Origin of the sequence: Enterobacter sp. P82 (assembly GCF_037053385.1) — a bacterium.
Lineage (GTDB): Bacteria > Pseudomonadota > Gammaproteobacteria > Enterobacterales > Enterobacteriaceae > Enterobacter.
On record NZ_JBALHX010000001.1, the window covers coordinates 2310842 to 2336224 of the forward strand.

The window sequence follows — 25383 nt, forward strand, 5'->3', positions numbered from 1 at the left end:
TCACACAACTGTTTGTTTTTGATATACAAGTGAAACAAAACCAACACTTTACGAATCTCTACAGGCATAATAAATAAATTCAACTATCATTCATAATGTGAATGCATACGGAGTAAAAGCGTGGAGTCTACTAATTTACCAGCTAAACGCCTGAATGACCCTGGTGGCGAAGACAAGCCGCAAATTTTTCGGACTTTACGTAATATTGATCTCAATTTACTGACTATTTTTGAGGCAGTATATGTCCATAAGGGTATCGTTAATGCTGCGAAAATTCTTAATCTCACGCCATCAGCAATAAGTCAGTCAATCCAAAAGCTACGCGCTATATTTCCTGACCCGTTATTTATCCGTAAGGGCCAGGGGGTAACACCGACGGCTTACGCCACACATCTCCACGAGTACATCAGCCAGGGGCTGGAGTCTATCCTGGGCGCACTGGATTTAACCGGGAGCTACGATAAGCAGAGAACCATCACCATCGGCTGTTCCCCTTCTGTGGGTGTACTGGTGATGCCTGCAATCTTTCAGACCGTCAAAGAGCATGCTCCGCAGCTCCTGCTACGCAATGTGCCTCTCAACGAACCTGACATTCAGCTTGCCCAGTTTCAGACGGATCTGATTATTGAAAGCGGCAGTTTCAACGCCAGAGCCCTGGGGCAAAATGTGCTTTATGCAGATAACCTGGTTCTGGTTTGCCGCCAGCAGCACCCTGCTCTCAGCGAGCCTTTAACCATTGAAAACTTGCGCAACTATGATCATTCATCATTCATGACCGAAGGGCAGTCTAATCACGCTCTGCGCCAGCGGATTGATGAAATCTTCCCGGAACGTCAGATTAGCTTCAGCAGCTACAATATGTTTACCACCGCATCCCTGATTGGCAGCAGTGACATGCTCTGTATCATGCCTTCGCGCCTGTACAACCTGCTGCGAAAATGCTGGCCGCTGGAAAGCATTCCCCTCAGTCAACTCAATGCGGAATCTATCGAGATTTCACTGCATTACAACAAACTGAGTTTGCGCGACCCGGTACTGGAAAACGTCATCCGCATTATCCGTCAGGCCTTCTGACAGATTTAGCCAGCACAAGACCCTGCTACAGGCAGGGCAAAAGGCACAAAACAACAACTATTTTACAAATTGGCGACCTGGCAGGCTGCTTTAACGACCGTTTCAATGATATACTGCCTGTCGTTCGTTCAAAAATAGTTGATAAATACAACATTCCCTTGAATTGAAACGCTTTCCTTCGATATTCGCAACTGGAACACGCACGCTATGAGTAAACCCATTGTGATGGAACGCGGTGTTAAATACCGCGATGCCGATAAAATGGCCCTTATCCCGGTTAAAAACGTGGCTACAGAGCGCGAGGCGCTGTTAAGAAAACCGGAATGGATGAAAATCAAACTTCCGGCCGACTCTTCGCGTATCCAGGGGATCAAAGCGGCAATGCGCAAGAATGGTCTTCACTCCGTCTGTGAAGAAGCCTCTTGTCCGAACCTTGCTGAATGTTTCAATCACGGCACCGCGACGTTTATGATTCTGGGTGCCATCTGTACCCGCCGCTGCCCGTTCTGCGATGTTGCTCATGGCCGTCCAGTCGCACCCGATGCTAACGAACCCCAAAAACTGGCGCAGACCATTGCCGATATGGCGTTGCGTTATGTCGTCATCACATCTGTTGACCGTGACGATCTGCGAGATGGGGGTGCTCAGCACTTTGCTGACTGTATTACTGCCATTCGTGAGAAAAGCCCGAACATCAAAATCGAGACGCTGGTTCCTGACTTCCGCGGCCGTATGGACCGTGCGCTGGACATCCTGACCGCGACGCCGCCAGATGTGTTTAACCACAATCTGGAGAACGTACCACGTATCTACCGCCAGGTACGTCCAGGTGCAGATTATAACTGGTCCCTGAAGCTGCTTGAGCGCTTCAAAGAGGCGCATCCGCATATTCCAACCAAGTCTGGCCTGATGGTTGGCCTGGGTGAAACCAATGATGAAATCATTGAGGTAATGCGCGATCTGCGTCGCCACGGCGTCACTATGCTGACGTTGGGACAATATCTGCAGCCAAGCCGCCACCACCTTCCGGTACAGCGCTACGTAAGCCCGGACGAGTTTGATGAGATGAAAGCCGAAGCGATGGCGATGGGCTTTACCCACGCAGCATGCGGCCCATTTGTTCGCTCCTCATACCATGCCGATATGCAGGCGAAAGGCGAAGAAGTTAAATAATTCTGTAATATTCATTTACAGTAATACGAAAAAACCGGCCTCATGAGCCGGTTTTTTTTCGCAAGCCCTCAGGCATTGCTATCACTCTTTGTGAGAAAGCTTGTCTGCCGGGACGTCATCCTCAGCGCTTTTCTTAGCTGCCGCATCATCGTCGTTCATTGCTTTCTTAAAGCCTTTGATGGCAGCCCCCAGGTCACCACCCAGCGTGCGTAACTTCTTGGTACCAAACAGCAGGACGACCAGTGCGGCAACCACCAGCAGTTTGGTAATACTAATCTCACCCATAGATACCTTCTTTACTTAAAACAGGCTGCATTCAGCGCCAAAACCTGATTGTATTAACGGTCATTTGACGCGTGCACACAATAGCAATCTGTAACAAGGTGAATCAAGCATTGTTGAAAAAAACATCACAATAATTGCGGTGGCGCAAACCGGCGGTTATGAAGAACAGGTAATTGCTGACGTGCAAGCGCAATCCGTTCTAAATTAATCTCCGCGACCAGCAACACAGAGGTTTCCGCTGCAGCAGCAATCGTCACCCCCAGCGGATCGACCACCCTGCTTTGCCCGATGTTTTTATTACCGCACTCCCCTGCGGCAACGACATAACAAGTGGTATCAAGTGCGCGCGCCGCAAGCAATGTTCCCCAGTGATGCTCTTTTAACGGCCCTTTCACCCATGCCGCAGGCAATACCAGAATGTCCGCCCCTTGTAGCGCCAAATTGAGCGCCAGCTCCGGAAAACGTAAATCGTAGCAAGTCATCAACCCAACCTTAAACCCGTCAATATCCAGTAGCGGCGGGACACAGCCACCGGGATCAACAAGCCGTGATTCCTGAATGCTGAACGCATCATAGAGATGAAGTTTGGCATAGCTTGCGACAATTGCCCCCCTACGGATAGCCACGAGCGTATTCACCGCACGACCCGGCGTTGAGGGAACATGCACCGTAAAAATGGTGGTCATCTCGTTGCCTGCGCTCTGGGCCAGCAATTGCTGTAAAAATCCACCGTTTAGCGGCTGCGCCGATTTCACCGACAGATCAGGATCATTATCATCCCTTGCCAGCAGTGCCTCCGGGAGAACCAACAGAGACGCTCCTTTCTGCCGGGCCTGTATCATCAGGTTAACGCATTGACTCGCATTTTCATGCCAGTCAGGCGTGACCGCAAACTGTCCAACCGCAACATACATATTTGTCCCCTACTCATAAACAGCGTTAAACTCGCTACTCTTACACATCAAATAGCAGGTATTTAGCGTGTTACAACTACTTTTAGCCGTTTTTATTGGTGGGGGAACGGGTAGCGTTGCGCGATGGTTTCTGAGTATGCGGTTTAACCCCCTGCATCAGGCTATACCCATGGGAACGCTTGCCGCAAACCTGATTGGTGCTTTCATTATTGGTATGGGACTGGCCTGGTTTAACCGAATGACGCACATCGACCCAATGTGGAAGGTGTTGATCACTACGGGTTTCTGCGGAGGTTTAACCACCTTTTCGACATTCTCAGCAGAAGTCGTTTTTCTCTTTCAGGAAGGTCGTATCGGCTGGGCATTAGTGAATATCGCGATTAACATGCTCGGCTCCTTTGCGATGACGGGGATCGCATTTTGGCTATTTTCCTCCGCAAGCGCACATTAACCGCCAGAACATTAATGTTGCCTTAATTTTTCTCTGTCACTCTGGCTCCAGTGCTGAACGAGGGTGACAGAATGAAACAGAGTCTGATGAGCGCAGGAATGGTGTTGTTAAGCGTGCTGATCGTTGCCAGCTTCCTGAAAATGTATCTGCTTGGCTGATTCAAAACGAAAAAAACCCGCTCAATGAGCGGGTTTTGAAATTCTTGCTGACGCGCCTGAATTACAGAGCGATTACGTTAGCAGCAGAAGGGCCTTTGGCACCGTTAGTGATTTCGAACTCTACACGCTGACCTTCAGCCAGAGTTTTGAAACCATTAGACTGGATTGCAGAGAAGTGTACGAACACGTCTTTGCTGCCATCTTCAGGAGTAATGAAACCGAATCCTTTGGACTCATTAAACCACTTAACGTTACCTTTAATCTTAGACATCAAAATTACCTTTACATTAAAAAACGACACAAATGCTGTGTCGGTTACCAGTACATCAATTGTGGGACCTTTTGTCCAGCGGATCTTTGATAAAAAGTGACTAAAGTCGCGTTAATTTTCGCAGACAGATTTTTATCGCTTACGAATCAACAACTGCGCATTTTTTCACCATAATGTAAAGTTTTTTCAGTTAAAACTGAAAACGCATCCAGGCAAAGTAAACGTTACCGTTGTTATACGTACCCGGAATGTAGGTCATCTGGAACGTTGCAGGGCCATAGCCAATGGAGGCCAGGGGCAGAAGCACCGGAATCGGAATGTAGTTCCAGTTATCACGGGCAGTCAATCCAGCGGTATAACCTAAGCCAACGTGGAAGTTCTCGTCCGCTAATGGACGCCAGGTTTTCTCCCAGCCATAGCCACCAATCGGTTCCCATTTGTTAAAGGAATCTTTAAATGCCATCAAATAGATGCCATGCCAGTTACCCTTTTCATCCCAGCGCGACTGACCAAAACCAGCTCCCCACGGGCGCTCGTTGTATTTATCTGTCTTCTCTTTGTCATAAGCAAAACGCGCATGCCAGGTAATTGCCGGAACATAGAGATCATAATGTTCAGGCGTGGTCCAGGTCTGCGAAACATTATCCGTAAAGGTTGAGAACCAGCCTTTATCTTTTGCGTTGTCCCCTGCCTGTGCAACAGAGGAGAACGTTAACTGCCCAAAAATAAACAGAAAAAGAGAGAAAAATGTATTACGTACGATCACAATGCAATTACCATTCTTAGTATTCGAAGCAGAGTTTACCATAAATTAGTTTAACCAATGCTTAACGGCACCAGTATTATTCCTAATTATTCGAACCCTTGTGGGAATATTCTTAAAATAACCCACCAGCCAATACAAATAAGCTTACCAATCGTGTGGCTTTAGGGGGTTTAATTTTCTGAATCACAAACCCATCAGGATACACAAAACATTAACATTCCATTATCATTGTTAGGGCATATGGCGGTGTTACAGCGGGTCAAGCCCCTCATGATATAAATGTATGAGCCGTGGCAAAACACTGTCATTCTGCCCTTTAGTCATCTATTTATTGATTTTAATCAGCAAGAACAGACCATTAATTCGGCACATTTTCATCCTTCTTTTTTATTGATTATTTGTGCTCCACGGCAGCAGAGATACAGGGGAAATCATGCTTACGTTAATCGAACTCCTTATTGGGGTCGTCGTCATTGTTGGTGTCGCTCGCTACATCATTAAGGGATACTCGGCAACCGGCGTTTTATTTGTCGGTGGTTTAACACTGCTGATTATCAGTGCCATAATGGGCCATCAGGTGTTACCAGCCAGCGCAACCAGCACGGGTTACACCGCCACCGACATTGTTGAATACATTAAAATATTGCTCATGAGCCGTGGTGGCGACCTGGGCATGATGATCATGATGCTGTGCGGCTTTGCGGCCTACATGACTCATATTGGCGCCAACGACATGGTCGTTAAGCTTGCCTCGAAACCCCTGCAATATATCAACTCACCGTATCTGCTGATGGTCGCAGCCTATTTCCTCGCCTGCCTGATGTCACTGGCCGTTTCGTCAGCAACCGGACTTGGCGTGCTGTTAATGGCCACGCTGTTCCCGGTGATGGTTAACGTCGGTATTAGCCGTGGTGCGGCAGCGGCAATTTGCGCGTCTCCTGCAGCTATTATTCTCTCCCCTACCTCTGGCGACGTCGTGCTGGCGGCAAAGGCAGCGGAAATGTCGCTTATCGACTTCGCCTTTAAAACCACGCTACCGATCTCGATAGTTGCAATTGTGGGAATGGGTATCGCGCATTTCTTCTGGCAACGCTATCTCGATAAGAAAGAAAACATCAGCCATGAAATGATGGATGTGAGTGAAATCACCACGACAGCGCCAGCGTTTTACGCCATTCTGCCGTTTACGCCGATTATAGGTGTATTGATTTTTGACGGTAAATGGGGCCCTCAGTTGCACATCATTACCATTCTGGTCATCTGCATGCTGCTGGCTGCCGTGCTGGAATTTGTACGCGGCTTTAACACACAAAAAGTCTTCTCTGGCCTGGAAGTGGCATATCGCGGTATGGCAGATGCGTTTGCTGGCGTTGTCATGCTGTTGGTTGCAGCAGGCGTCTTTGCTCAGGGGCTGAGCACTATCGGCTTTATCCAGAGCCTGATCTCCATCGCCACCTCATTCGGCTCCGCCAGTATTATCCTGATGCTGGTTCTGGTCGTGCTCACCATGCTGGCGGCTATGACCACGGGTTCCGGTAATGCGCCTTTCTACGCCTTCGTTGAGATGATCCCGAAACTGGCACACTCTTCCGGTATTAACCCTGCGTATCTCTCCATTCCGATGCTGCAGGCGTCAAACCTGGGTCGTACCATTTCACCGGTATCCGGCGTCGTCGTTGCCGTTGCCGGGATGGCAAAAATCTCGCCATTCGAAGTGGTAAAACGCACCTCCGTGCCGGTTATTGTTGGCCTGATTATCGTGATTATCGCCACGGAAGTCCTGGTCCCCGGCGCAGCCTAAGTTAAATTACTTATTTCCAGAAAGCGCCTGCGGGCGCTTTTTGTGCTTTAATCATTTCCAGAAATTAATCATGTTCATTCGATCAGGAAATCACATGTTCAGGAAGGATATCGTTATCCCGTCTGGCGCAATGGCGCTGGCACTTTGTGTCTTCTCCACACAGGCCGATCCACTAAAGGCAACACAGTATGGTGATTTCGATCGCTACGTGCTGGCGCTATCCTGGCAAACCGGGTTTTGTCAGAGCATGGTCGAGCGTAACCGCAACGAACCTGACGAATGCCGACTGCAAAAAGAGCGCGAAAATAAAACCGATTTTCTGACCGTTCACGGCTTATGGCCTGGTTTGCCGAAATCTATTGCCGCGCGTGGCGTGGATGAACGTCGCTGGATGCGTTTTGGCTGCGCCACGCGCCCTATTCCAAACATGCCAGAAGCGAAAGCCAGCCGAAAATGCGCTGCCGCCGAGACCGGACTGTCGCTTTCCGGTGCTGCCAGGCTGAATAGCGTGATGCCCGGTGCCGGTGGTAACTCCTGCCTGGAACGTTACGAATATGCCAAACATGGCGTCTGCTTTGGTTTTGATCCCGATGCCTATTTCGGCACGATGGTGCGAATGAACCAGGAAATAAAAAACAGCGCAGTCGGTAAATTCCTGGCAGATAACTACGGTAAAACCGTTAATCGCAGCGACTTTGACAACGCGGTTGCCAAAAGCTGGAGCAAGGAGAACATCAAAGCATTCAAGCTCACCTGCAATGGTAATCCAGCTTATCTGACCGAAATGCAGATTTCGCTGAAGGCTGACACCATTAATAACCCACTTTCTGCGACATCATTTGCACCGCAGCCACACCCTGGTAACTGCGGAACACAATTCGTCATTGATAAGGCGGGTTACTGACTTACTACCGGTCGTACCATATCAAACCGGTTTTCATCACTGATGCCATAATACGCCGTCGGCCCACCCGCACGCAGGATGGGCTGCGCTTTCGCCGTCTGGTATATCCCCTCTTCCAGCAGCGTTTCGGCAATGTGAATACCGACCACCTCTCCCAATACCAGCCAGGTGTCTACCGGCGTACCATCGGCCCCGGTCAACTGAATGCACTGCGACAGGCGACACTCAAAGTTCACCGGGCTTTCTGCCACACGTGGCGCGCGCACCAACTGGCTGGTCGCAGGCGTCAACCCGGCAAAGGTAAATTCATCCTCCCCGTGAGGAAGTGTGGCGGAGGTTTCATTCATTGCTTCGGCTAAATCGCGCGTCGCCAGGTTCCAGACAAACTCTTTTGTTTCAGTAATATTACGTACGCTGTCCTTCCAGCCATTGCTGGAAAACCCGATGATCGGCGGGCGATAGTTAAAACAGTTAAAGAAGCTATAGGGTGCGAGGTTCAACTGACCAGCATGGTCGCAGGAGGAGATCCAGCCAATCGGACGTGGGCCAATAATGGCGTTCAGCGGGTCATGCGGCAGGCCGTGTCCCTGAGACGGTTGGTAGAAGTACATAGTTCTCTCTCAATGGAGGGCAGACACGAATTACGTTTCGCTCAATGCCCTGGTTCAGGACGCTCAGCGTAACGCAATCCGCCAGGAATTAAGACTGAATAAATTTCAGCAAATCTTCATTGATCTGGTGCTTATGCGTGGTGCAAATACCGTGAGAGCCACCGGCATAGACTTTCAGCTCTGCATTTGGCAGGCTCTCCGCCGCTACCCGACCACAGGTCTCGATGGGGACAATCTGGTCATCATCACCGTGGATCACCAGCGTCGGAATAGTCATCCTTTTCAGATCTTCACGCAGGTCCGTTTCCGAAAACGCTTTCACACAGTCGTAAAGCGCCTTGATTGACCCCTGAAGCCCCTGCTCAACAAAACTTTCACGCACCGCTTTGGACTCTTTCGCGCCCGGGCGGTTGTAGCCATAAAACGCGGCGGTCAGCTCATAGAAGAATGCCGCCCGATCGTTGACGACACCTTCCCGAATACCATCAAACACCTCTTTCGGCACCCCGTTCGGGTTGAAATCGGTTTTGATCATAATCGGCGTTACGGCGCCAATCAGCACCGCTTTGGCCACGCGCTGCGTACCGTGACGACCAATGTAGCGCGCCACTTCGCCTCCCCCTGTGGAATGCCCCACGTGAACAGCATCTTTCAGGTTAAGATGCGCCGTCAGTTGTGCCAGGTCATCAGCGTACTGATCCATATTATGGCCGTCCCATGGCTGCGCGGAACGGCCATGTCCGCGGCGGTCGTGCGCAATTACGCGAAATCCTTTTGACCCCAGGTATAACATCTGATCTTCAAAGGCATCTGCCGTCAGTGGCCAGCCGTGGCTGAACACCACCGGCTGCCCGCTACCCCAGTCTTTAAAATGCAAATAGCTACCGTCTTTCAAGGTAATTTTATCGTAATCGCTCATGAGATCTCCTGCTAAGGAACACTGAATGCGGATAGTCGCCTGTAAGGGGCGCTTAAAAAGGATAATGCAAATTTGCGAAGGATCACGTTTTTCGCCGAAAATTCATATGGGCCATGAATGTGACTTTCATCACTTCAAACTTGCACGCTCTGCCAGTATCATCGGGAGAGTTAAACCCTCGCTGCCAGACGGCGAGGGTTTTCTTTTGGATTGGTTTCTGCGTTACACGCAGTATTAACGACATGGAGTAAAAAATGTCCAGACCTACAATTATCATCAATGAACTCGACGCAGAACGTATCGACAGACTGCTGGAAAAAGCAGAATTCGCCTCACTTCCGGTGGCTGACGCCCTGAACGAGGAGCTGGACCGGGCGCAAATGTGCACGCCAGAGTCTATGCCGCATGACGTCGTCACCATGAACAGCCAGGTAAAATTCCGCAATCTGACTACCGGTGAAGAGTTGACCCGCACGCTGGTTTACCCTGCACAGATGACAGACAGCAGCACACAGCTTTCCGTTCTGGCACCAGTGGGGGCCGCACTGTTGGGGCTGCGCACAGGGGATACCATCCACTGGGAGTTACCGGGAGGTACCTCTACCCACCTGGAAGTGCTGGCACTGATCTACCAGCCAGAAGCCGCAGGCGATTACCTGCGTTAACCCCTTCTGAACAAGCGCCCACCGCTTTGCACAGAGGATGCAGCCGCATCCTCTTTCCGCAAATTCACCCGAAATGCTTATATCGCGCGAAAAGGCCTTAATCCACGCTTAATCTGTTTTGGTGCCGTGGGGACGGTCATGAGTGAGATACTGGCTATCACACTTATTTTTCTGATTTTTGTGGCGATCATCGTCACGGCAGTGCTCTATCTTGAGCGCTACTGGTAACGCGTTTTTCTCCTGCTTCTCAAACGTAAAATATTCCATGGCTTGAAAAAGTGCCAGACAGCTATCAGAAACCGGAATCATTTTGTGCTTGAATGGTTTTAGCGTTTATAAACAAGGAGAAACGGGTATGTATCAGAGAATCATTATGCCGGTTGATGTTTTTGAGATGGAGCTGAGCGACAAAGCGGTACGCCATGCGGAGTTTCTGGCGCAGAAGGACGGTGTTATCCATCTTTTGCACGTATTGCCCGGTTCCGCCAGCCTGAGCCTGCACCGCTTTGCTGCTGATGTGCGTCGCTTCGAAGAGCATCTTCAGCACGAAGCTGAAAATCGCCTGCAAACCATGGCCAGCCATTTCAGTATCGATCCTTCACGCATCAAAACCCATGTCAGGTTCGGTAGCGTGCGCGATGCCGTTAACGAACTGGCAAGCGAACTAAAAGCAGACGTGGTGGTCATTGGTTCGCGCAACCCTTCCATCACCACACATCTACTGGGATCAAACGCCTCCAGCGTGATCCGTCACACGCATATTCCGGTTATGGTGGTGAGATAAAAAAAGAGGCCACCTTTGGGTGGCCTCTTGATTTTGCAGGTGTAGTCTTACTTTCTTTTGTTATGCGGTTTTGGTGCGGATCAGATAGTCAAACGAACTCAGCGACGCCTTCGCCCCTTCGCCAGTGGCGATGATGATCTGTTTGTACGGCACAGTCGTACAGTCACCCGCCGCAAACACGCCTTTTACGCTGGTTTCACACTTCGCATCAATGATGATTTCACCCATGCGGTTGCGCTCAATCGCACCTTCCAGCCAGGTGGTGTTCGGCAGCAGACCAATCTGGACGAAGATCCCGGAAAGCTGAACGTTATGCACATCGCCACTCACGCGGTCACGGTATTCCAGTCCGGTCACTTTGCTGCCGTCACCCTTCACTTCCGTGGTCTGTGCATTCAGTACGATGTCGACGTTTTTCAGGCTGCGCACTTTGTCCTGCAGCACCTGATCCGCTTTCATTTCTGGCGCGAACTCAAGCAGAGTCACATGTTCAACAATACCGGCCAGGTCAATAGCCGCTTCCACACCAGAGTTGCCGCCGCCAATCACCGCCACGCGTTTACCTTTGAACAGTGGGCCGTCGCAGTGAGGACAATAGGTCACGCCTTTGGTGCGGTACTGATCTTCTCCCGGGACGTTCATATTGCGCCATTTTGCACCGGTGGCAATGATGATGCTGCGTGCTTTCAATACTGCGCCGGAGGCCGTTTCAATCTGGTGTAAACCGCCTTCTACTGCAGCCGGAACCAGTTTGCTGGCGCTCTGGCTGTCAATCACATCTACGGCATAGTCGCTGACGTGCGCCTTTAGTGCGCCAGCCAGTTTCTGACCTTCGGTTTTCGGTACCGAGATATAGTTTTCGATGTCCACCGTATCCAGTACCTGACCACCAAAGCGCTCGCCCATCAGACCGGTACGAATCCCTTTACGGGCAGAGTAAACCGCCGCTGCCGCGCCCGCCGGACCGGAACCGACAATCAGCACGTCGTAAGCCTCGCGTTTGTTCAGCTCTTCCGCCGCACGTTTTTCAGCGCCAGTGTCCACTTTGGCAACGATTTCGGTGAGCGTCATGCGGCCCTGGCCAAATTCTTTACCGTTCATGTATACAGCCGGAACCCCCATCACGTTGCGATCGGTGATTTCGTTCTGGAACGTACCACCGTCGATCGCCGTGTGTTTGATGCGTGGGTTCAGAACCGACATCAGGTTCAGCGCCTGCACCACATCAGGGCAGTTGTGGCAGGAGAGTGAATAATAGGTTTCAAACTCAAAATCACCGTCGATATCACGGATCTGTTCCAGCAGCGCCTGCGCTTCTTTTGACGGATGACCGCCAGTCCACAGCAGTGCCAGCACCAGCGACGTAAATTCATGCCCCAGCGGAGAACCGGCAAAGCGCGGCCCCTGGTCAGAACCCGGGTTGGTAATCAGGAAAGACGGTTTGCGGACGGCACGCGCATTATCTTCTTTGAAGATCACTTTCGGTGACAGTTCAGCGATCTCTGTCAGCAGTTCCTTGATCTCTGCCGATTTCGCGCTGTCATCCAGCGTGGCAATCAGCTCAACAGGTTTAGTCAGTTTCTCAAGGTACGCCTTGAGCTGGGTTTTCATGTTAGTGTCGAGCATTGTTCTTCCCTCTCTTAAAACGTCATCATGCAAGCTGCCTTATACAGGCGGCCTGAATGCAACTTGCATCATGGTGCTGGAATGAAATGGGCGCGGGTGCGCCCATTGGGTGGACAAGACTTAGATTTTACCAACCAGGTCCAGGGATGGAGCCAGAGTCGCTTCGCCTTCTTTCCATTTCGCCGGGCACACTTCACCTGGGTGAGACGCTACGTACTGAGCAGCTTTCACTTTACGCAGCAGGTCAGAAGCATCACGGCCGATACCTTCAGCGGTAACTTCGATAGCCTGAATAATACCCTGTGGGTCAACGACGAAGGTCGCACGGTCAGCCAGGCCTTCATCTTCACGCATGTTGTCGAAGTTACGGGTCAGGGCGCCAGTCGGGTCGCCGATCATCGCGTATTTGATTTTCGCGATGGTTTCAGAGCTGCTGTGCCATGCTTTATGAGTGAAGTGAGTGTCGGTGGACACAGAGTAAACGTCTACGCCCAGCTTCTGCAGTTCGTCGTAATGGTCTGCAACGTCACCCAGTTCGGTCGGGCAAACAAAAGTAAAGTCAGCCGGATAGAAGAAGAACACGCTCCAGCGACCTTCGGTATCTTTCTCAGTGACTTCAATGAATTCGCCGTTTTTGAACGCCTGGTTTTTGAAAGGTTTAATTTTGGTATTAATCAAAGACATCTGTACTTCCTCCGTGTTTTCGTTGAGAAGTAAGGTAACCAACTTTGCTCATCGGGGCTAATGCGTTTGCGTTATCAAATCAATCAGCGATACCTAACAACACAAACAAGACAATAAGGTGAACCTTTTAAAGGAAACGCCAAAAGTAAAAAGGCCGCCTCAACGGGCGGCCCTGATACCTGAATTCCCCGCGGGTACATTCAGTGCCAGCCGAAACTGGCGTTGCGTTGCGCTCTACGACCCTTTATATCAAGGCAGTAACAGCGGCTTGATTACACCACCCGTACAGGTATTGGGCAATCCATAAGAGCGACATTCCTGTCTATGGCTGCAATAGGTTACGCCTAACATCATTCCGGCGCGTTATACATTTATTTTCGTGATAAAAATATCGTCATTTATAAATGACAGTTGTTATTTAAAACGGCCACCTGAATTTTTAAGATAAAATTACCTTAATCACTTTTGAAGTACTATTTCAATAATCTGACGCCGTGATATATTAAGATGAGTTTAAATTAAAATTAAGAGCGTTAGCCACAAGGATTGTAAATGGTTAACTTCAAACTATAGTTATCAGTGATGTGATAACCATAGCAAACACAGCATCCTCAGGACGAAACATGGCAAACCTCTACGACCTTAAAAAATTCGACCTTAACCTGTTAGTTATTTTTGAGTGTATTTATCAACATCTGAGTATCAGTAAAGCGGCCGAGACGCTCTATATCACGCCGTCCGCGGTAAGCCAGTCGCTGCAACGTTTGCGAGGTCAACTTAACGACCCGCTCTTTATCCGTTCCGGTAAAGGGATCACCCCGACCACCGTCGGCGTCAATCTGCATCAACATCTGGAGCAAAATCTTAACCAGCTCGAGCAGACCATTAACATGATGCACAGCAGTGGGCTAAAGAAGAGTTTTGTGATCTACTGTCCGCAGGTTTTGAGCACAAAAATCATGCTTGGCCCGATGAAACTGCTCATGGATAAGTATAACTATGAAGTTGAATTGCATGATGTTTTTCTTTCTCCGGATTCAGCAGAAGATCTGCTGGCCTACCGAAAAGCGGACCTGGTTTTTTCGTTTACGCCCTTAAACAGCCGCTCCATCACCTGCGGTCGGTTTTATCAACTTCCTTTTGTTCTGGTTTGTCGGGAGGATCATCCACGCATCAGAGAAAACCCGACGTGCGAAGAGATTCTCAATGAAAACTTCACCGCCTACCTGAGCGATGCGAGCAGCGTTAAAGCCTATCAGGAACAGGTCGAACACTTTTTAACGGAAAGAAATATTGTCTTTCGTAGCGACTCTTTTATTTCGCTTCTGACGATGATCAGTTCATCCGACCTCATTGGATTAACGCCCGCAGCGGCCTTTGAACAATATGGTTCCGCACTAAAATTACGTAAAATCGAAACTGACATCCAATTCCCAGGCGTTGATATTTACATGATGTATAATCGCTCTGCGTTAAACAGCTCAGCATTCGCAAGTTTCATTGAGGAAATAACCTTACCATGACGTCTTTTCGTGGCTCCGGCAAAAAAAACGGAGCCACAAGCTTTCAAAAACATACACCGTCGTTATATAAATAAACGCATTATTTTTTACATTCATTTATTTTTTTGACTGATACAATCCTTTCTCCAGCCTTGACACTAACGTCTGGTATTTATTACTCAGGATGAGAATAACCATGTCAATTTATAAGACCCCTCTGAACCAGGATGTTCTCACTGCCGCACGGGAGCGAATAAAATGGACTCTCGAGCATTTACCCAGGACCTGCGTCTCTTTTTCAGGGGGTAAAGACTCCACCGTCATGCTGCATCTTGTTGCCCGGCAGGCACGTCTGATGAAAACCAAAATAGATGTGCTCTTTATCGACTGGGAAGCACAATTTTCCCATACCATCACCCATGTTGAACATATCCGGGAACTGTACAGCGATGTTATTGACCATTTCTGGTGGGTGGCACTTCCCCTGACAACGCAAAATTCTCTGTCACAATTCCAGCCGGAATGGCAATGCTGGGAACCCGGTACTCACTGGGTTCGCCAGCCACCAGAAGATGCGATAACCGATCCCAACTATTTTCCTTTCTACCAGCCTGGAATGACGTTTGAGACCTTTGTCCGCTGTTTCTCCGACTGGTATTCATGCAATCGCCCGGCAGCCGTGCTGATTGGTATTCGCGCCGATGAGTCTTACAACCGTTTTCTGGCTATCGCTTCGGCACGTAAGCAGCGGTTTGCAGATGATAAACCCTGGACGAGCGTCGCACCGGGTGGACACGCCTGGTATATCTACCCTCTCTACGACTGGAAAACCGCCGATATCTGGACCTGGTTCGCCGAATCGGGATGTTGTTATAACCCGCTCTATGACCTGATGTTCCAGGCTGGGGTGCCGCCTCGCTATATGCGCATCTGTGAACCCTTTGGCCCGGAGCAACGCCAGGGGTTGTGGCTCTACCATGTTGTTGAGCCTGAACGCTGGGCGGCCATGTGTGAACGGGTAAGCGGCGTGCGCAGCGGAGGGATCTATGCCGGTCACGATAACCATTTTTATGGTCACAGGAAAATCCTCAAACCCGAACACCTTTGCTGGCGCGAATATGCCATGCTGCTCCTCGACAGCATGCCGCAAAATACAGCAGAACATTACCGCAATAAAATCGCCATTTACCTGCACTGGTATCAGAAGAGGGGTATGGCCGATATTCCCGATACGCAGGACGGTGATATCGGCTCCAGAGACATCCCTTCATGGCGCCGTATTTGCAAGGTTTTACTCAATAACGATTACTGGTGCAGGGCGTTGTCATTCAGCCCTAATAAGCCCAAATATTATCAACGCTACAGCGACAGAATGAAGGCTAAACGCAAGGAGTGGGGCATTTTATGCGACAAAGAATAATCACCGAGATGGAAACGTATCTTCAGTCACTTCCCGAAGAGGAGCGAATTAACGCGATAAATGCATTTCGTGAAGCAATACATCGAAACAGCCCTTTTCGCGAGCAACCTATAGACTGTGTCCTCTGGATCAGGCAGGACGCGATTACCGCCAACGATTACAACCCCAATAATGTTGCACCTCCTGAAAAGCGGCTGCTCAGTCAATCGCTGGAACTTGATGGATTCACCCAACCTATCGTGGTAACAGAAAGTGAACCACAGCACTACGAAATCGTTGATGGTTTTCATCGCCATGAAATCGGCACCCAACGGGCGGCGCTAAAGCATCAGCTCAAGGGATACCTACCCGTCACCTGCCTGCGCCAGGACCGACAGGATAAAAATAACCGCATGGCCGCAACCATTCGTCACAACCGGGCGCGTGGTCGACACCAGATCAATGCCATGTCAGACATCGTCCGTGAACTGGCACAGCTTGGCTGGAATGATGAGAAAATTAGCAAAGAGCTCGGTATGGACAGCGACGAGGTCCTGCGTCTCAAACAAATCAACGGTCTGCTGGAACTGTTTGCAGACCGCCGTTACTCAGAAGCCTGGACGGTAAAATAATCAGAGTGTGTTCAGGCGCTCTGCAGCCGCCAGTAGCGTCGATTCCTGCTTTGCGAAGCAAAGGCGGATAAGTTTATGCGGGAAGGGATCGGCGCAGAAAACCGACAGAGGAATGGCTGCCACACCCACTTCTTTTGTCAACCACTGGCAGAAACTCACATCATCCAGATCCGAAATAGCACTGTAATCTGCCAGCAGGAAGTACGTACCTTCAGACGGTAAAATTTCCAGACGGCTTTTACTCAGCGCATTCACAAACAGATCCCGACGTTCACGATAGAAATCGGGCAGATCGCGATAATGCTCTGGTTTTGCTCGCAGCATATCCGCCAGTGCCAGTTGAGCTGGCGTGTTCACCGCAAACGTCAGGTACTGGTGCACTTTACGCAATTCAGCACTGATGGCTGCCGGTGCCACGCAGTAGCCCACTTTCCAGCCGGTCATATGGTAAGTTTTACCGAATGACGAGACAGCGATCGCCCGCTCGCGAAGCTGCGGATGGGCCAGTACGCTGGCGTGACCTTCTTCTGCAAAACAGATGTGCTCGTAAACTTCATCGCTCAGCACGTAAATTTCACGGTCACCAATGGCCTGCCACAGCGCCGCGAAATCAGCTTTCTGCCACACCGTCGCAGACGGGTTATGCGGTGTATTCAGGATCACCAGGCGGGTTTTGTCGCTCAGCAGCGCGGCGAACGCCTGCCAGTCAGGGCGGAAATACGGTGGCTGAAGCGCCACACGTTTCACCACGCCGCCGGAAAGTTCAACCGCAGGCGCATAGCTGTCGTAGCTCGGGTCAAAGCAGATAACCTCATCGCCCCTACGCACCAGCGCAGTAATGGCCGCATACAGCGCTTCGGTCGCCCCGGCGGTTACCGTAATGTCGCTGGCCGCATCGGGCTTATAGCCATATAGCTCGGCCGTCTTGTCCGCGATGGCGTCCCGCAGCGCCTGTACGCCCGTCATCGGCGCATACTGATTCGCCCCCTGTGCAACATGGTACGCCAGACGTTCCTGCAGATAAGCCGGGCCGTCAAAATCCGGGAACCCTTGCGAAAGATTAATGGCGTTATGTTGCTGCGCCAGCGCACTCATCTGCGTGAAGATGGTGGTGCCAAGATTGGGAAGTTTACTCTGCGGAATCAATGCGTTGTTGCTCATTGTATTGTGCCTGCTTGTAATACTTATGTTGCTGCCACTATAACACGATGTTAGTCTTTGGCAATCAAGACGCTTAGACGTCTAAACCATATCCATATTCCTGTCCGGGAGGGCAAAAGGAAAATGACAGACAACCTGCAACTCACACACCTGGTCGATGCCTGCCGCTGGATTGGCGCCAAAGGCTGGGCACCCGCGACCGGCGGTAATATGTCGGTGCGTCAGGATGCGCAGCTTTGCTGGCTCAGTGAGTCTGGCAAAGATAAAGGCAGCCTCACCACAGACGATTTTTTGCAGGTGGAGATCGCCACCAACCGCGCACCGTCGGGCCGTAAGCCGTCAGCAGAAACCGGCCTCCATACGCTGATTTACCGCCTGTTCCCGGAGGCCAACGCGGTGCTGCATGTCCACACCGTCAACGCCACGGTGTTATCCCGTCTGGTCAAAGAAGCCGAGCTGAAAATCAGTGGTTTCGAGATGCAAAAATCCCTTACCGGACAGACCTCGCATCTGGAAACGGTCACTATCCCGGTGTTTGATAACGACCAGGATATTGACGCCCTCGCCTCGCGAATCGCCCATTACGCTCAGGAACACCCGCTTAATTATGGTTTTCTTCTGCGCGGCCATGGCTTAACCTGCTGGGGACGTGACGTGGCCGAAGCCCGCCGTCATCTGGAAGGATTAGAATTCCTTTTTGAATGCGAAATACGTTTACGACAACTGGAGAGAGTATGATTCGCGCAATTGTGATGGATATTGAAGGTACCACCAGCGATATCCGTTTTGTCCACGATGTTTTGTTCCCCTACGCGCGTGAACGGCTGGCGGCCTTCGTGACTGCCCAGCAGTACGCCGAGCCGGTCAACTCAATTCTGGACAATCTGCGTGATGAAATCAGCAGCCCGCACGCCAGCACCAGCGAGCTTATCGACGCCCTGTTTGCTTTTATGGATGAAGACCGCAAATCAACTGCGCTGAAGGCCCTGCAAGGCATCATCTGGCACGACGGCTATGTGAACGGTGACTTTACCGGCCATCTCTACCCGGACGTGCTGCCTTCGCTGGAAAAATGGAAAGCGCAAGGCATTGATCTCTATGTTTATTCCTCTGGCTCCGTTGCTGCGCAGAAACTGTTATTTGGCTACAGCGACGAAGGTGATATTACTCATCTGTTCAGCGGTTATTTTGATACCCACATTGGTGCCAAGCGCGACGTGCAGTCTTATCAGAACATTGCGACGCAAACGGGTATTGCCCCGTCGCAGATCCTGTTCCTGTCGGATATTCATCAGGAGCTGGACGCCGCTGAACAGGCAGGCTTTCGCACCCTGCAACTGATTCGTGGTGATGATGACGGCGCAAGCCATCACCATCAGGTTCACCAGTTCGACGAGATTAATCCGGAGCAGATCCCTTCATGAGCGCATTGACCATTTATTCTGATAAAGACGCCAGCCAACACCAGTGGCACAGCACCAACGCAACCGAGATCGCCCAACAGCTCAACGCTAAAGGTGTGCGGTTTGAACGCTGGGCTGCGGATCGTGATTTAGGCCGCGACCCTGCACCGGAAGCCGTGATCGAGGCGTATCAGCATGCCATCGACAAGCTGGTGGCGGAGAAAGGCTATCAGAGCTGGGACGTGATCAGCCTGCGCGCCGACAACCCGCAGAAAGAGGCGCTGCGCGCGAAGTTCCTGAATGAACATACTCACGGCGAAGATGAAGTGCGTTTCTTTGTGGAAGGCGCTGGGTTGTTCTGCCTGCACATTGGCGATGAGGTGTATCAGGTGCTGTGCGAGAAAAACGACCTGATTTCCGTGCCAGCAGGCACGCCGCACTGGTTTGATATGGGTTCAGAGCCGAACTTTACTGCGATCCGTATTTTCGATAACCCGGAGGGATGGATTGCACAGTTTACCGGTGATTCGATCGCGGATGCGTATCCGAAACTCGCGTAATCATTTCTCCCTCTCCCGTTGGGCTGAGGGATCCCCACAAAATAACACCAGCACGGACGACCCCCTCTCCCGTTGGGAGAGGGCTGGGGTGAGGGGGAACATACAGAAGTGGAGGTTATTCCGTTCACTTTACGTTCCTTGCTACTCTGTAACGACAATACCCGTGAACGTGCCATGGCGGCTCAATCGCCGCTTCGCGGTACCTTAGGCTTATTCCTTCCGGCTTATCGGGGACGGGCGGAGGAAACATCCATGTAAAGCCCGCCCTCTCGGCGCATCCCTGCGCCTCGCCCCGGCCTGCAGGAAACGCCTCAGCGATTTACAGCCGGACCAGGACATCGCTGTAAGCCATTAATTTTCCTGAAGCAATATTCTTCGCTTTTAGTTAAAAAATTACTGGGGATCCCTCCCCCCAGTGGGAGAGGGGGTCTAAGAGCACTACACCTTCAGCCCCTTCACATACGCCACCAGCTGATCCAGCACAATCCCCCACCCTTCGTGGAAGCCCATCTGCTCGTGCTGTTCACGGATTTCCGCCGTGGGATGGCGGGCAATCGCGGTGTAACGGGTTTTGCCCTCTCCCGCATCTTCCAGCAGCAGGATTGCTGTCATAAACGGTTTTTCGGCCGGTTTCCAGTCCTCGGTGTAGCCATCGGTGAAGACCAGTTTCCTGCCAGGGTCGATCTCCAGAAAGACGCCCTTGTTGTCCATCCGTTGTCCATCTACCTCAAAAACGGTGTTAAACCGTCCGCCCACGCGCAGGTCGAGATCGCATTCGGTCACTTTATGGGGGGCAGGGATAAAGAAATTTTTGATGTGTTCCGGTGTGCTCCAGCAGAGCCACAGCAGGTCGCGTGGTGCATCCACCACGCGTTCCAGTTTTAGGTCAGTGTTAGGATCAAGCTTCACGATTCTGTCCTCTAAGGGGAAACCCTTAAAGGATAGCCAGGCTCAGGCAAATTTCCCCTTTGCCACGTCCTCTGGCATCACTACGCCGGTATCCAGCACCCATCCACTAATAAGCGATGCAGGCGTAACGTCAAACGCCGGGTTATAAACCCGTGCGTTTTCCGGTGCCCACTGCACCGCGCCAAAACTTCCCGCCACGCCCGTCACTTCGCTGGCGGCGCGTTGTTCTATTGGGATAGCTTCGCCGTTTGGGCAATCCGAGTCGAGCGTGGTTTGCGGAGCGGCCACGTAGAACGGAATGCCGTGGAATTTCGCCAGCACCGCCAGCGAGTAAGTGCCGATTTTGTTCGCCACGTCACCGTTAGCGGCAATGCGGTCTGCACCTACCCATACGGCGTCTACCAGCCCTTTTGCCATCAGACTCGCGGCCATGGAATCGGTAATCAGCTGATACGGTACCCCCAGCTCCCCCAGCTCCCATGCGGTCAACCTTCCGCCTTGCAACAGAGGACGCGTTTCATCCACCCAGACGTTGCTGATCTTACCTTCCTGATGGGCACGGGCAATCACCCCAAGCGCCGTACCAACGCCTGCCGTTGCCAGCCCGCCGGTGTTGCAGTGGGTCAGCAGGCGGCTGCCGGGTTTAACCAACGCGCTACCGGCTTTCGCAATAGCATCGCAAAGCTGTTTGTCTTCGTCGATCAGACGCAGTGCTTCCGCCACCAGCGCCGAAACAAAATCTTCCTGCCATAGCGCCAGCTTCATGCGGTCGAGGTTGTTCATCAGGTTCACCGCCGTCGGGCGGGAGGCGCGCAGTGTCTCCAGTGCCAGTGCCAGTTCGTCTCGACTTTTGCCGTTTTCAGCCAGCAGCGCCAGCAGCAGGCTTGCAGAGAGGCCAATCAGCGGCGCGCCGCGCACCCGCAGAGCGCGAATATGCCCCACCAGCAACTCTACCGTAGAGGCGTCCAGCCAGCGTTTCTCCTGCGGAAGCGCCTGCTGATCGAGAATAAATAGCTGATTTTCCGCCACCCGCAGGCTGGTCGTCTGTAATGTCTGCATGTCGTTAATTCTCTGTTGCGTTGATGTAGCACATTGTGTCAGGATGAAATCCAGAAGTATAGACGTCTACATGTCTTTATTAGCAAACCCGTGAGGAGCAGCAATGTCGCAATACCGTACCTTTACCGCCCAGGACGCCCTGGAGTATGCAAAGCAGTTTGGCGGCCTTGACGATCCCTCCTCACTGGTGGAAGCGCAGGAAGTGGGCGACGGTAACCTCAATCTGGTGTTCAAAATATTTGATACCGCAGGCGTAAGCCGCATTATCGTCAAGCAGGCACTACCTTACGTGCGCTGTGTTGGCGAATCCTGGCCACTGACGCTGGATCGCGCCCGTCTTGAAGCGCAAACCCTCGTCGAGCACTATCAGCACAGCCCGCAGCACACCGTGAAAATCCACCACTTTGACCCGGCACTGGCGGTGATGGTGATGGAAGATCTCTCCAGCCATAACATCTGGCGCGGCGAGTTGATTAATAACCGCTACTACCCGCAGGCCGCGCAACAGCTGGGGGAATACCTGGCACGCACCCTGTTCCATACCAGCGATTTTTATCTGCACCCGCACGATAAAAAAGCGCAGGTGGCGAAGTTCATTAACCCGGAGATGTGCGAAATCACTGAAGATCTGTTCTTCAACGATCCGTACCAGATCCACGAGCGCAACAACTACCCTGCCGAGCTGGAAAACGACGTTGCTGCTCTGCGTGACGATGCTCAGTTAAAAATCGCGGTGGCCTCACTCAAGCACCGTTTCTTCTCCCACGCTGAAGCGCTGCTGCACGGGGATATTCACAGCGGCTCGATTTTCGTGGCAGACGGTAGCCTGAAGGCCATCGACGCCGAGTTCGGTTACTTCGGTCCGATTGGCTTTGATGTCGGCACCGCCATCGGCAACCTGCTGCTGAACTTCTGCGGCCTGCCTGGGCATCTGGGTATTCGCGATGCCGCTGCCGCCCGCGAGCAGCGTCTGACGGATATTCAGGAGCTGTGGACGACCTTCGCTGAACGCTTCCAGGCGCTGGCAAACGAGAAAACCCGCGACACCGCGCTCAGCGCACCGGGCTACGCCTCCGCGTTCCTCAAAAAGGTCTGGCATGACACCATCGGGTTCTGCGGCACCGAGTTGATTCGCCGTAGTGTCGGGCTTTCCCACGTGGCAGATATCGACACCATTCAGGACGACGCCATGCGCCACGAATGCCTGCGCCACGCCATTACGCTCGGCAGAGCGTTGATTGTGCTTGCCGAGCGCATCGACAGCGTGGAAGAACTGGTGGCAAGGGTGCGTCAGTACAGCTAAGTTTCTCCCTCTCCCCACAGGGAGAGGGTCAAAAACCTACCCCAGATACTCAATCACCGACAACCCGCCGTTATAATCCGTGCTGTAGATAATTCCCTGCGCGTCCACAAACACATCGCAGGACTGGATCACCTGCGGGCGATTTGGCCGCGTATCCATCATCCTCTCCGGTGCCGCGGGCACCAGCGCGCCCGTTTCCACCGGGCGATACGGATTGGAAATGTCATACGCGCGCACGCCCGCATTCTGGTACGTGGCAAAAATCAGCGTTGAACTGACAAAGCTCCCCGGCCGGTTTTCATGCAGATTATGCGGGCCGAAGTGCGCCCCTTTCGCCACATAATCAATCTCATCCGGCTGCGGGAAAGTCGAAATACTCACAGGGTTCGCTGGCTCGCGAATATCAAACAACCAGATCAGCTTCTCACCATCTTCCTGGTTATCCAGCACCGCTTCGTCGAGCACCACCAGCAGATCGCGGTCCGGCAACGGTAGCGCGGTGTGGGTGCCTCCCCCAAACGGTGGGCTCCAGTTACGGTGGCTAATCAGCTTCGGCTGGGTGCGGTCTTTCACGTCCAACAATGTCAGCCCACCATCACGCCAGCTGCCGTAGGCCGTGTCCCCGGCGATAATCGCGTGGTGCAGCGCGTAGCGTTTGCCTTCCGGCCACTCCGGCTGCTCGCCTTCGGCCTGGTTCATCCCCGGCAGCCACCAGCGCCCCGCCACCTCAGGCTTGCGCGGATCGGTCAGATCGATGGTCAGGAAAATATAATCGGTAAAACCATCGATCAGCGCCGAGACGTAAGCCCAGCGCCCGCCGACGTACCAGATGCGGTGAATGCCGATGCCGTTCAGTGACAGAAAACCGATTTCGCACGGCGTGTCCGGCGTGGAGATATCAAATATCCGCAGCCCGGCGCTCCAGCCTTTATCCCGAACATCGCTGACGGTCTCCCCCACCTGACGGGTGTAGTAGACCTTTTCGTCGGCGAAACGGGCATCGGCAAAAAGATCGCGGGCGTTAATCACCAGCAGCAGGTCATCATGTGCCTGCAAATGAACGTTCCAGGTGCCCGGCGGCGCAGGCACGTAGCCTGCGGCTTTTGGATTTTTCGGGTCACGCACGTCCACAATCGAAAACCCTTGCGACACCATATGGCCAATATAGGCAAAACCGCGATGCACCATCAGCTGCACGCCGTCCGGGCGACCGCCCTGGTCGCTATGGCCTATCAGCCGCATATTGCGGCTGTATTCAGGCGTGGGCAGCACACTCATTTATGTTTCGCTTCCAGCGTCGCAAACCACGGTGCGATAAAATCTTCGGTCTGGCCCCAGCCCGGAATAATTTTCCCCAGAGACGCCACGTTCACCGCACCCGGTTGGGCGGTCAGCAGCGCCTGCGGGATCGCCGCAGCTTTGAAGTCATAGGTTGCTGGCGTCGCTTCCCCGGCAATCTTGTTCGCCACCAGACGCACGTTGGTGGCACCAATCAGCTTCGGATCGACTGCCACGCTCACTTTCCACGGACTGCCCGGCTCACGCATCAGCTGGAGATCCTGGTTAGAAATGTCGATGCTGTAGAGTTTGATTTCGGTGCGGCCATTCTCTTTCAGGGCCTTATATGCGCCCTGGCTGAACGCATCCCAGGTTCCCCAGATGGCGTCGATTTTGCCTTTCGGGTATTTCGCCAGAATCGCACCCACTTTGTTGGCCGTGTCGCCCTGCACGTCAGAAGACACTGCGCCGATGGACTCCAGCTCTTTGATATCCGGGTACTGCTTTTGCAGTTCTTTATACGCGGCCTGACGGCGTTCCATCGGCGGGAAGCCGGCAACCCACAGCTTGACGATGTTGGCTTTGCCGTTGAAATCTTTCGCCAGTTGGCCGAAGGAGAGATTGGTCAGGGAGGCATCATCCTGCTGGGTGACGGTCACGCCCGGGATCTCGCCGCTAACGGCGGTATCAAATACCGAAACCTTAATCCCGGCATCCACCGCTTTCTTCACCAGCGCCGTCGCGTACGGGTCACGGCCCTGAGAGAGAATGATCCCGTCATATTTCTGGCTAATCGCCTGGTTCACAAAGTCCTGGAATTTGGCGTCATCACCGTTACTTAAAAAGGTGCTGACCTTAAAGCCAAGTTTTTTCCCTTCCTGAATGGCACCGGCGACAAACTGGGTAGTGTTGTCGTCTGAGCCGAGGTTGCGGATCACGGCAATGCGGATCGGGCCATCATGGTTCGCAATGGCTGCCGGAACCGGCGTCGGCGTCGCCGCATAGCCGGGCAGTGCAGTCAATAAACCCAATGCCACCAAAGAGAGTGCGATTTTTTTCATTCTGTTATCCCGTTGTGTTGTTATAAATCG

General features: G+C 52.2%; 28 protein-coding genes. 15 read left to right on the top strand and 13 right to left on the bottom strand.

Annotation, left to right across the window (positions count from 1 at the left end; translation table 11 throughout):
* Positions 1 to 120 precede the first annotated feature (120 nt).
* Both WB237_RS11065 and lipA read left to right on the top strand, forming a co-directional pair.
* Positions 121 to 1074 (top strand): YbeF family transcriptional regulator, encoded by a 954-nt coding sequence (locus WB237_RS11065; protein ID WP_236920001.1) that lies wholly within the window; start codon positions 121 to 123, stop codon positions 1072 to 1074.
* Between the two features lie 207 nt (positions 1075 to 1281).
* A complete protein-coding gene (gene lipA, locus WB237_RS11070; protein WP_028019480.1) occupies positions 1282 to 2247 on the top strand; it encodes a lipoyl synthase in 966 nt (321 codons plus the stop codon).
* Between the two features lie 81 nt (positions 2248 to 2328).
* Here lipA and tatE read toward each other — a convergent pair whose 3' ends face one another.
* Both tatE and WB237_RS11080 read right to left on the bottom strand, forming a co-directional pair.
* Positions 2329 to 2532 carry a twin-arginine translocase subunit TatE gene (gene tatE / locus WB237_RS11075; protein ID WP_023310742.1) on the bottom strand — a complete coding sequence of 68 codons (204 nt, stop codon included), beginning with the start codon at positions 2530 to 2532 and terminating at the stop codon, positions 2329 to 2331.
* A gap of 125 nt (positions 2533 to 2657) precedes the next feature.
* Entirely contained in the window at positions 2658 to 3446 is a 789-nt protein-coding gene (locus tag WB237_RS11080) for a deaminated glutathione amidase (protein ID WP_336212944.1), read from the bottom strand.
* A 67-nt stretch (positions 3447 to 3513) separates the two neighbouring features.
* Between WB237_RS11080 and crcB the strand changes: the two genes are divergently transcribed.
* Complete coding sequence (gene crcB, locus WB237_RS11085) at positions 3514 to 3897, top strand: fluoride efflux transporter CrcB (RefSeq protein WP_114980134.1); 384 nt, start codon at positions 3514 to 3516, stop codon at positions 3895 to 3897.
* A 219-nt stretch (positions 3898 to 4116) separates the two neighbouring features.
* On the opposite strand, the gene cspE is transcribed toward crcB, so the two are convergent.
* Together cspE and pagP are read right to left on the bottom strand one after the other, a co-directional pair.
* Positions 4117 to 4326, bottom strand: coding sequence for a transcription antiterminator/RNA stability regulator CspE (gene cspE / locus WB237_RS11090; RefSeq protein WP_002439184.1), 210 nt, complete (start codon positions 4324 to 4326; stop codon positions 4117 to 4119).
* Between the two features lie 190 nt (positions 4327 to 4516).
* On the bottom strand, positions 4517 to 5134 hold the full coding sequence (pagP, locus tag WB237_RS11095; RefSeq protein ID WP_442892497.1) for a lipid IV(A) palmitoyltransferase PagP: 618 nt from the start codon (positions 5132 to 5134) through the stop codon (positions 4517 to 4519).
* Positions 5135 to 5525: 391 nt separating this feature from the next.
* Between pagP and dcuC the strand changes: the two genes are divergently transcribed.
* Together dcuC and rna are read left to right on the top strand one after the other, a co-directional pair.
* Positions 5526 to 6893 (top strand): anaerobic C4-dicarboxylate transporter DcuC, encoded by a 1368-nt coding sequence (gene dcuC / locus WB237_RS11100; protein WP_129996460.1) that lies wholly within the window; start codon positions 5526 to 5528, stop codon positions 6891 to 6893.
* Positions 6894 to 6987: 94 nt separating this feature from the next.
* The gene (gene rna, locus WB237_RS11105; RefSeq protein WP_336212948.1) at positions 6988 to 7797 is read left to right on the top strand and encodes a ribonuclease I; all 810 of its coding nucleotides are present in this window, start codon (positions 6988 to 6990) and stop codon (positions 7795 to 7797) included.
* On the opposite strand, the gene WB237_RS11110 is transcribed toward rna, so the two are convergent.
* On the bottom strand, positions 7791 to 8408 hold the full coding sequence (locus WB237_RS11110; protein WP_336212950.1) for a flavin reductase family protein: 618 nt from the start codon (positions 8406 to 8408) through the stop codon (positions 7791 to 7793). The genes rna and WB237_RS11110 overlap by 7 nt on opposite strands.
* Positions 8409 to 8496: 88 nt before the next feature.
* Complete coding sequence (locus WB237_RS11115; RefSeq protein WP_336212951.1) at positions 8497 to 9327, bottom strand: alpha/beta fold hydrolase; 831 nt, start codon at positions 9325 to 9327, stop codon at positions 8497 to 8499.
* 254 nt (positions 9328 to 9581) lie between these two features.
* Between WB237_RS11115 and rnk the strand changes: the two genes are divergently transcribed.
* From rnk to uspG, 3 genes are all read left to right on the top strand, one after another.
* Complete coding sequence (gene rnk / locus WB237_RS11120) at positions 9582 to 9992, top strand: nucleoside diphosphate kinase regulator (protein WP_028019487.1); 411 nt, start codon at positions 9582 to 9584, stop codon at positions 9990 to 9992.
* A gap of 138 nt (positions 9993 to 10130) precedes the next feature.
* Positions 10131 to 10220 carry a small membrane protein YldA gene (yldA, locus tag WB237_RS11125; RefSeq protein ID WP_272910382.1) on the top strand — a complete coding sequence of 30 codons (90 nt, stop codon included), beginning with the start codon at positions 10131 to 10133 and terminating at the stop codon, positions 10218 to 10220.
* A 127-nt stretch (positions 10221 to 10347) separates the two neighbouring features.
* Positions 10348 to 10776 (top strand): universal stress protein UspG, encoded by a 429-nt coding sequence (uspG, locus tag WB237_RS11130; protein ID WP_028019488.1) that lies wholly within the window; start codon positions 10348 to 10350, stop codon positions 10774 to 10776.
* A gap of 60 nt (positions 10777 to 10836) precedes the next feature.
* On the opposite strand, the gene ahpF is transcribed toward uspG, so the two are convergent.
* Both ahpF and ahpC read right to left on the bottom strand, forming a co-directional pair.
* Positions 10837 to 12402, bottom strand: coding sequence for an alkyl hydroperoxide reductase subunit F (gene ahpF / locus WB237_RS11135; RefSeq protein WP_336212956.1), 1566 nt, complete (start codon positions 12400 to 12402; stop codon positions 10837 to 10839).
* A 120-nt stretch (positions 12403 to 12522) separates the two neighbouring features.
* Positions 12523 to 13086, bottom strand: a complete 564-nt coding sequence (ahpC, locus tag WB237_RS11140) for an alkyl hydroperoxide reductase subunit C (protein ID WP_008501015.1) — start codon at positions 13084 to 13086, stop codon at positions 12523 to 12525.
* Between the two features lie 623 nt (positions 13087 to 13709).
* On the opposite strand from ahpC, the gene citR reads away from it, so the two are divergent.
* The 3 genes from citR (at position 13710) to WB237_RS11155 (ending at position 16619) form a co-directional block, all read left to right on the top strand.
* Positions 13710 to 14609: a DNA-binding transcriptional repressor CitR gene (gene citR, locus WB237_RS11145; protein WP_336212959.1), complete on the top strand. Its 900-nt coding sequence runs from the start codon at positions 13710 to 13712 to the stop codon at positions 14607 to 14609.
* Between the two features lie 175 nt (positions 14610 to 14784).
* Entirely contained in the window at positions 14785 to 16008 is a 1224-nt protein-coding gene (locus WB237_RS11150) for a phosphoadenosine phosphosulfate reductase (RefSeq protein ID WP_336212961.1), read from the top strand.
* A complete protein-coding gene (locus WB237_RS11155; RefSeq protein WP_336212963.1) occupies positions 15993 to 16619 on the top strand; it encodes an IbrB-like domain-containing protein in 627 nt (208 codons plus the stop codon). The genes WB237_RS11150 and WB237_RS11155 overlap by 16 nt, the downstream gene beginning before the upstream one ends.
* Here WB237_RS11155 and WB237_RS11160 read toward each other — a convergent pair whose 3' ends face one another.
* Positions 16620 to 17780 (bottom strand): pyridoxal phosphate-dependent aminotransferase, encoded by a 1161-nt coding sequence (locus WB237_RS11160; RefSeq protein ID WP_336212966.1) that lies wholly within the window; start codon positions 17778 to 17780, stop codon positions 16620 to 16622.
* Between the two features lie 123 nt (positions 17781 to 17903).
* Here WB237_RS11160 and WB237_RS11165 point away from each other — a divergent pair, with 123 nt between their 5' ends.
* From WB237_RS11165 to WB237_RS11175, 3 genes are read left to right on the top strand one after another with little or no spacing between them, the layout of a single operon-like run.
* Positions 17904 to 18518 (top strand): methylthioribulose 1-phosphate dehydratase, encoded by a 615-nt coding sequence (locus tag WB237_RS11165; RefSeq protein ID WP_336212968.1) that lies wholly within the window; start codon positions 17904 to 17906, stop codon positions 18516 to 18518.
* A complete protein-coding gene (gene mtnC / locus WB237_RS11170) occupies positions 18515 to 19204 on the top strand; it encodes an acireductone synthase (protein WP_336212971.1) in 690 nt (229 codons plus the stop codon). The genes WB237_RS11165 and mtnC overlap by 4 nt, the downstream gene beginning before the upstream one ends.
* A complete protein-coding gene (locus WB237_RS11175) occupies positions 19201 to 19743 on the top strand; it encodes a 1,2-dihydroxy-3-keto-5-methylthiopentene dioxygenase (protein WP_336212974.1) in 543 nt (180 codons plus the stop codon). The genes mtnC and WB237_RS11175 overlap by 4 nt, the downstream gene beginning before the upstream one ends.
* 438 nt (positions 19744 to 20181) lie before the next feature.
* Here the strand turns inward: WB237_RS11175 and WB237_RS11180 are convergent, their stop codons facing one another.
* Together WB237_RS11180 and mtnA are read right to left on the bottom strand one after the other, a co-directional pair.
* Complete coding sequence (locus WB237_RS11180) at positions 20182 to 20652, bottom strand: SRPBCC family protein (RefSeq protein WP_336212976.1); 471 nt, start codon at positions 20650 to 20652, stop codon at positions 20182 to 20184.
* Between the two features lie 42 nt (positions 20653 to 20694).
* On the bottom strand, positions 20695 to 21711 hold the full coding sequence (gene mtnA / locus WB237_RS11185; RefSeq protein ID WP_336212978.1) for an S-methyl-5-thioribose-1-phosphate isomerase: 1017 nt from the start codon (positions 21709 to 21711) through the stop codon (positions 20695 to 20697).
* 103 nt (positions 21712 to 21814) lie between these two features.
* Here mtnA and mtnK point away from each other — a divergent pair, with 103 nt between their 5' ends.
* On the top strand, positions 21815 to 23014 hold the full coding sequence (mtnK, locus tag WB237_RS11190) for an S-methyl-5-thioribose kinase (RefSeq protein ID WP_336212980.1): 1200 nt from the start codon (positions 21815 to 21817) through the stop codon (positions 23012 to 23014).
* Positions 23015 to 23050: 36 nt separating this feature from the next.
* Here mtnK and WB237_RS11195 read toward each other — a convergent pair whose 3' ends face one another.
* Together WB237_RS11195 and WB237_RS11200 are read right to left on the bottom strand one after the other, a co-directional pair.
* Positions 23051 to 24292: an LVIVD repeat-containing protein gene (locus WB237_RS11195; protein WP_336212983.1), complete on the bottom strand. Its 1242-nt coding sequence runs from the start codon at positions 24290 to 24292 to the stop codon at positions 23051 to 23053.
* On the bottom strand, positions 24289 to 25353 hold the full coding sequence (locus tag WB237_RS11200; protein WP_336212985.1) for a sugar ABC transporter substrate-binding protein: 1065 nt from the start codon (positions 25351 to 25353) through the stop codon (positions 24289 to 24291). The genes WB237_RS11195 and WB237_RS11200 overlap by 4 nt, the downstream gene beginning before the upstream one ends.
* Positions 25354 to 25383 lie beyond the last annotated feature (30 nt).

Excerpts from the sequence above, each read along its gene's own strand:
- WB237_RS11195 (WP_336212983.1), bottom strand. The coding sequence starts at position 24,292 with ATGAGTGTGCTGCCCACGCCTGAATACAGCCGCAATATGCGGCTGATA.
- rnk (WP_028019487.1), top strand. The coding sequence starts at position 9,582 with ATGTCCAGACCTACAATTATCATCAATGAACTCGACGCAGAACGTATC.
- mtnK (WP_336212980.1), top strand. The coding sequence starts at position 21,815 with ATGTCGCAATACCGTACCTTTACCGCCCAGGACGCCCTGGAGTATGCA.
- dcuC (WP_129996460.1), top strand. The coding sequence starts at position 5,526 with ATGCTTACGTTAATCGAACTCCTTATTGGGGTCGTCGTCATTGTTGGT.
- WB237_RS11200 (WP_336212985.1), bottom strand. The coding sequence starts at position 25,353 with ATGAAAAAAATCGCACTCTCTTTGGTGGCATTGGGTTTATTGACTGCA.
- yldA (WP_272910382.1), top strand. The coding sequence starts at position 10,131 with ATGAGTGAGATACTGGCTATCACACTTATTTTTCTGATTTTTGTGGCG.
- mtnA (WP_336212978.1), bottom strand. The coding sequence starts at position 21,711 with ATGCAGACATTACAGACGACCAGCCTGCGGGTGGCGGAAAATCAGCTA.
- rna (WP_336212948.1), top strand. The coding sequence starts at position 6,988 with ATGTTCAGGAAGGATATCGTTATCCCGTCTGGCGCAATGGCGCTGGCA.
- lipA (WP_028019480.1), top strand. The coding sequence starts at position 1,282 with ATGAGTAAACCCATTGTGATGGAACGCGGTGTTAAATACCGCGATGCC.
- ahpC (WP_008501015.1), bottom strand. The coding sequence starts at position 13,086 with ATGTCTTTGATTAATACCAAAATTAAACCTTTCAAAAACCAGGCGTTC.
- WB237_RS11155 (WP_336212963.1), top strand. The coding sequence starts at position 15,993 with ATGCGACAAAGAATAATCACCGAGATGGAAACGTATCTTCAGTCACTT.
- WB237_RS11165 (WP_336212968.1), top strand. The coding sequence starts at position 17,904 with ATGACAGACAACCTGCAACTCACACACCTGGTCGATGCCTGCCGCTGG.
- WB237_RS11160 (WP_336212966.1), bottom strand. The coding sequence starts at position 17,780 with ATGAGCAACAACGCATTGATTCCGCAGAGTAAACTTCCCAATCTTGGC.
- WB237_RS11150 (WP_336212961.1), top strand. The coding sequence starts at position 14,785 with ATGTCAATTTATAAGACCCCTCTGAACCAGGATGTTCTCACTGCCGCA.
- citR (WP_336212959.1), top strand. The coding sequence starts at position 13,710 with ATGGCAAACCTCTACGACCTTAAAAAATTCGACCTTAACCTGTTAGTT.
- cspE (WP_002439184.1), bottom strand. The coding sequence starts at position 4,326 with ATGTCTAAGATTAAAGGTAACGTTAAGTGGTTTAATGAGTCCAAAGGA.
- WB237_RS11080 (WP_336212944.1), bottom strand. The coding sequence starts at position 3,446 with ATGTATGTTGCGGTTGGACAGTTTGCGGTCACGCCTGACTGGCATGAA.
- uspG (WP_028019488.1), top strand. The coding sequence starts at position 10,348 with ATGTATCAGAGAATCATTATGCCGGTTGATGTTTTTGAGATGGAGCTG.
- WB237_RS11175 (WP_336212974.1), top strand. The coding sequence starts at position 19,201 with ATGAGCGCATTGACCATTTATTCTGATAAAGACGCCAGCCAACACCAG.
- mtnC (WP_336212971.1), top strand. The coding sequence starts at position 18,515 with ATGATTCGCGCAATTGTGATGGATATTGAAGGTACCACCAGCGATATC.
- WB237_RS11110 (WP_336212950.1), bottom strand. The coding sequence starts at position 8,408 with ATGTACTTCTACCAACCGTCTCAGGGACACGGCCTGCCGCATGACCCG.
- WB237_RS11115 (WP_336212951.1), bottom strand. The coding sequence starts at position 9,327 with ATGAGCGATTACGATAAAATTACCTTGAAAGACGGTAGCTATTTGCAT.
- pagP (WP_442892497.1), bottom strand. The coding sequence starts at position 5,134 with ATGGTAAACTCTGCTTCGAATACTAAGAATGGTAATTGCATTGTGATC.
- tatE (WP_023310742.1), bottom strand. The coding sequence starts at position 2,532 with ATGGGTGAGATTAGTATTACCAAACTGCTGGTGGTTGCCGCACTGGTC.
- ahpF (WP_336212956.1), bottom strand. The coding sequence starts at position 12,402 with ATGCTCGACACTAACATGAAAACCCAGCTCAAGGCGTACCTTGAGAAA.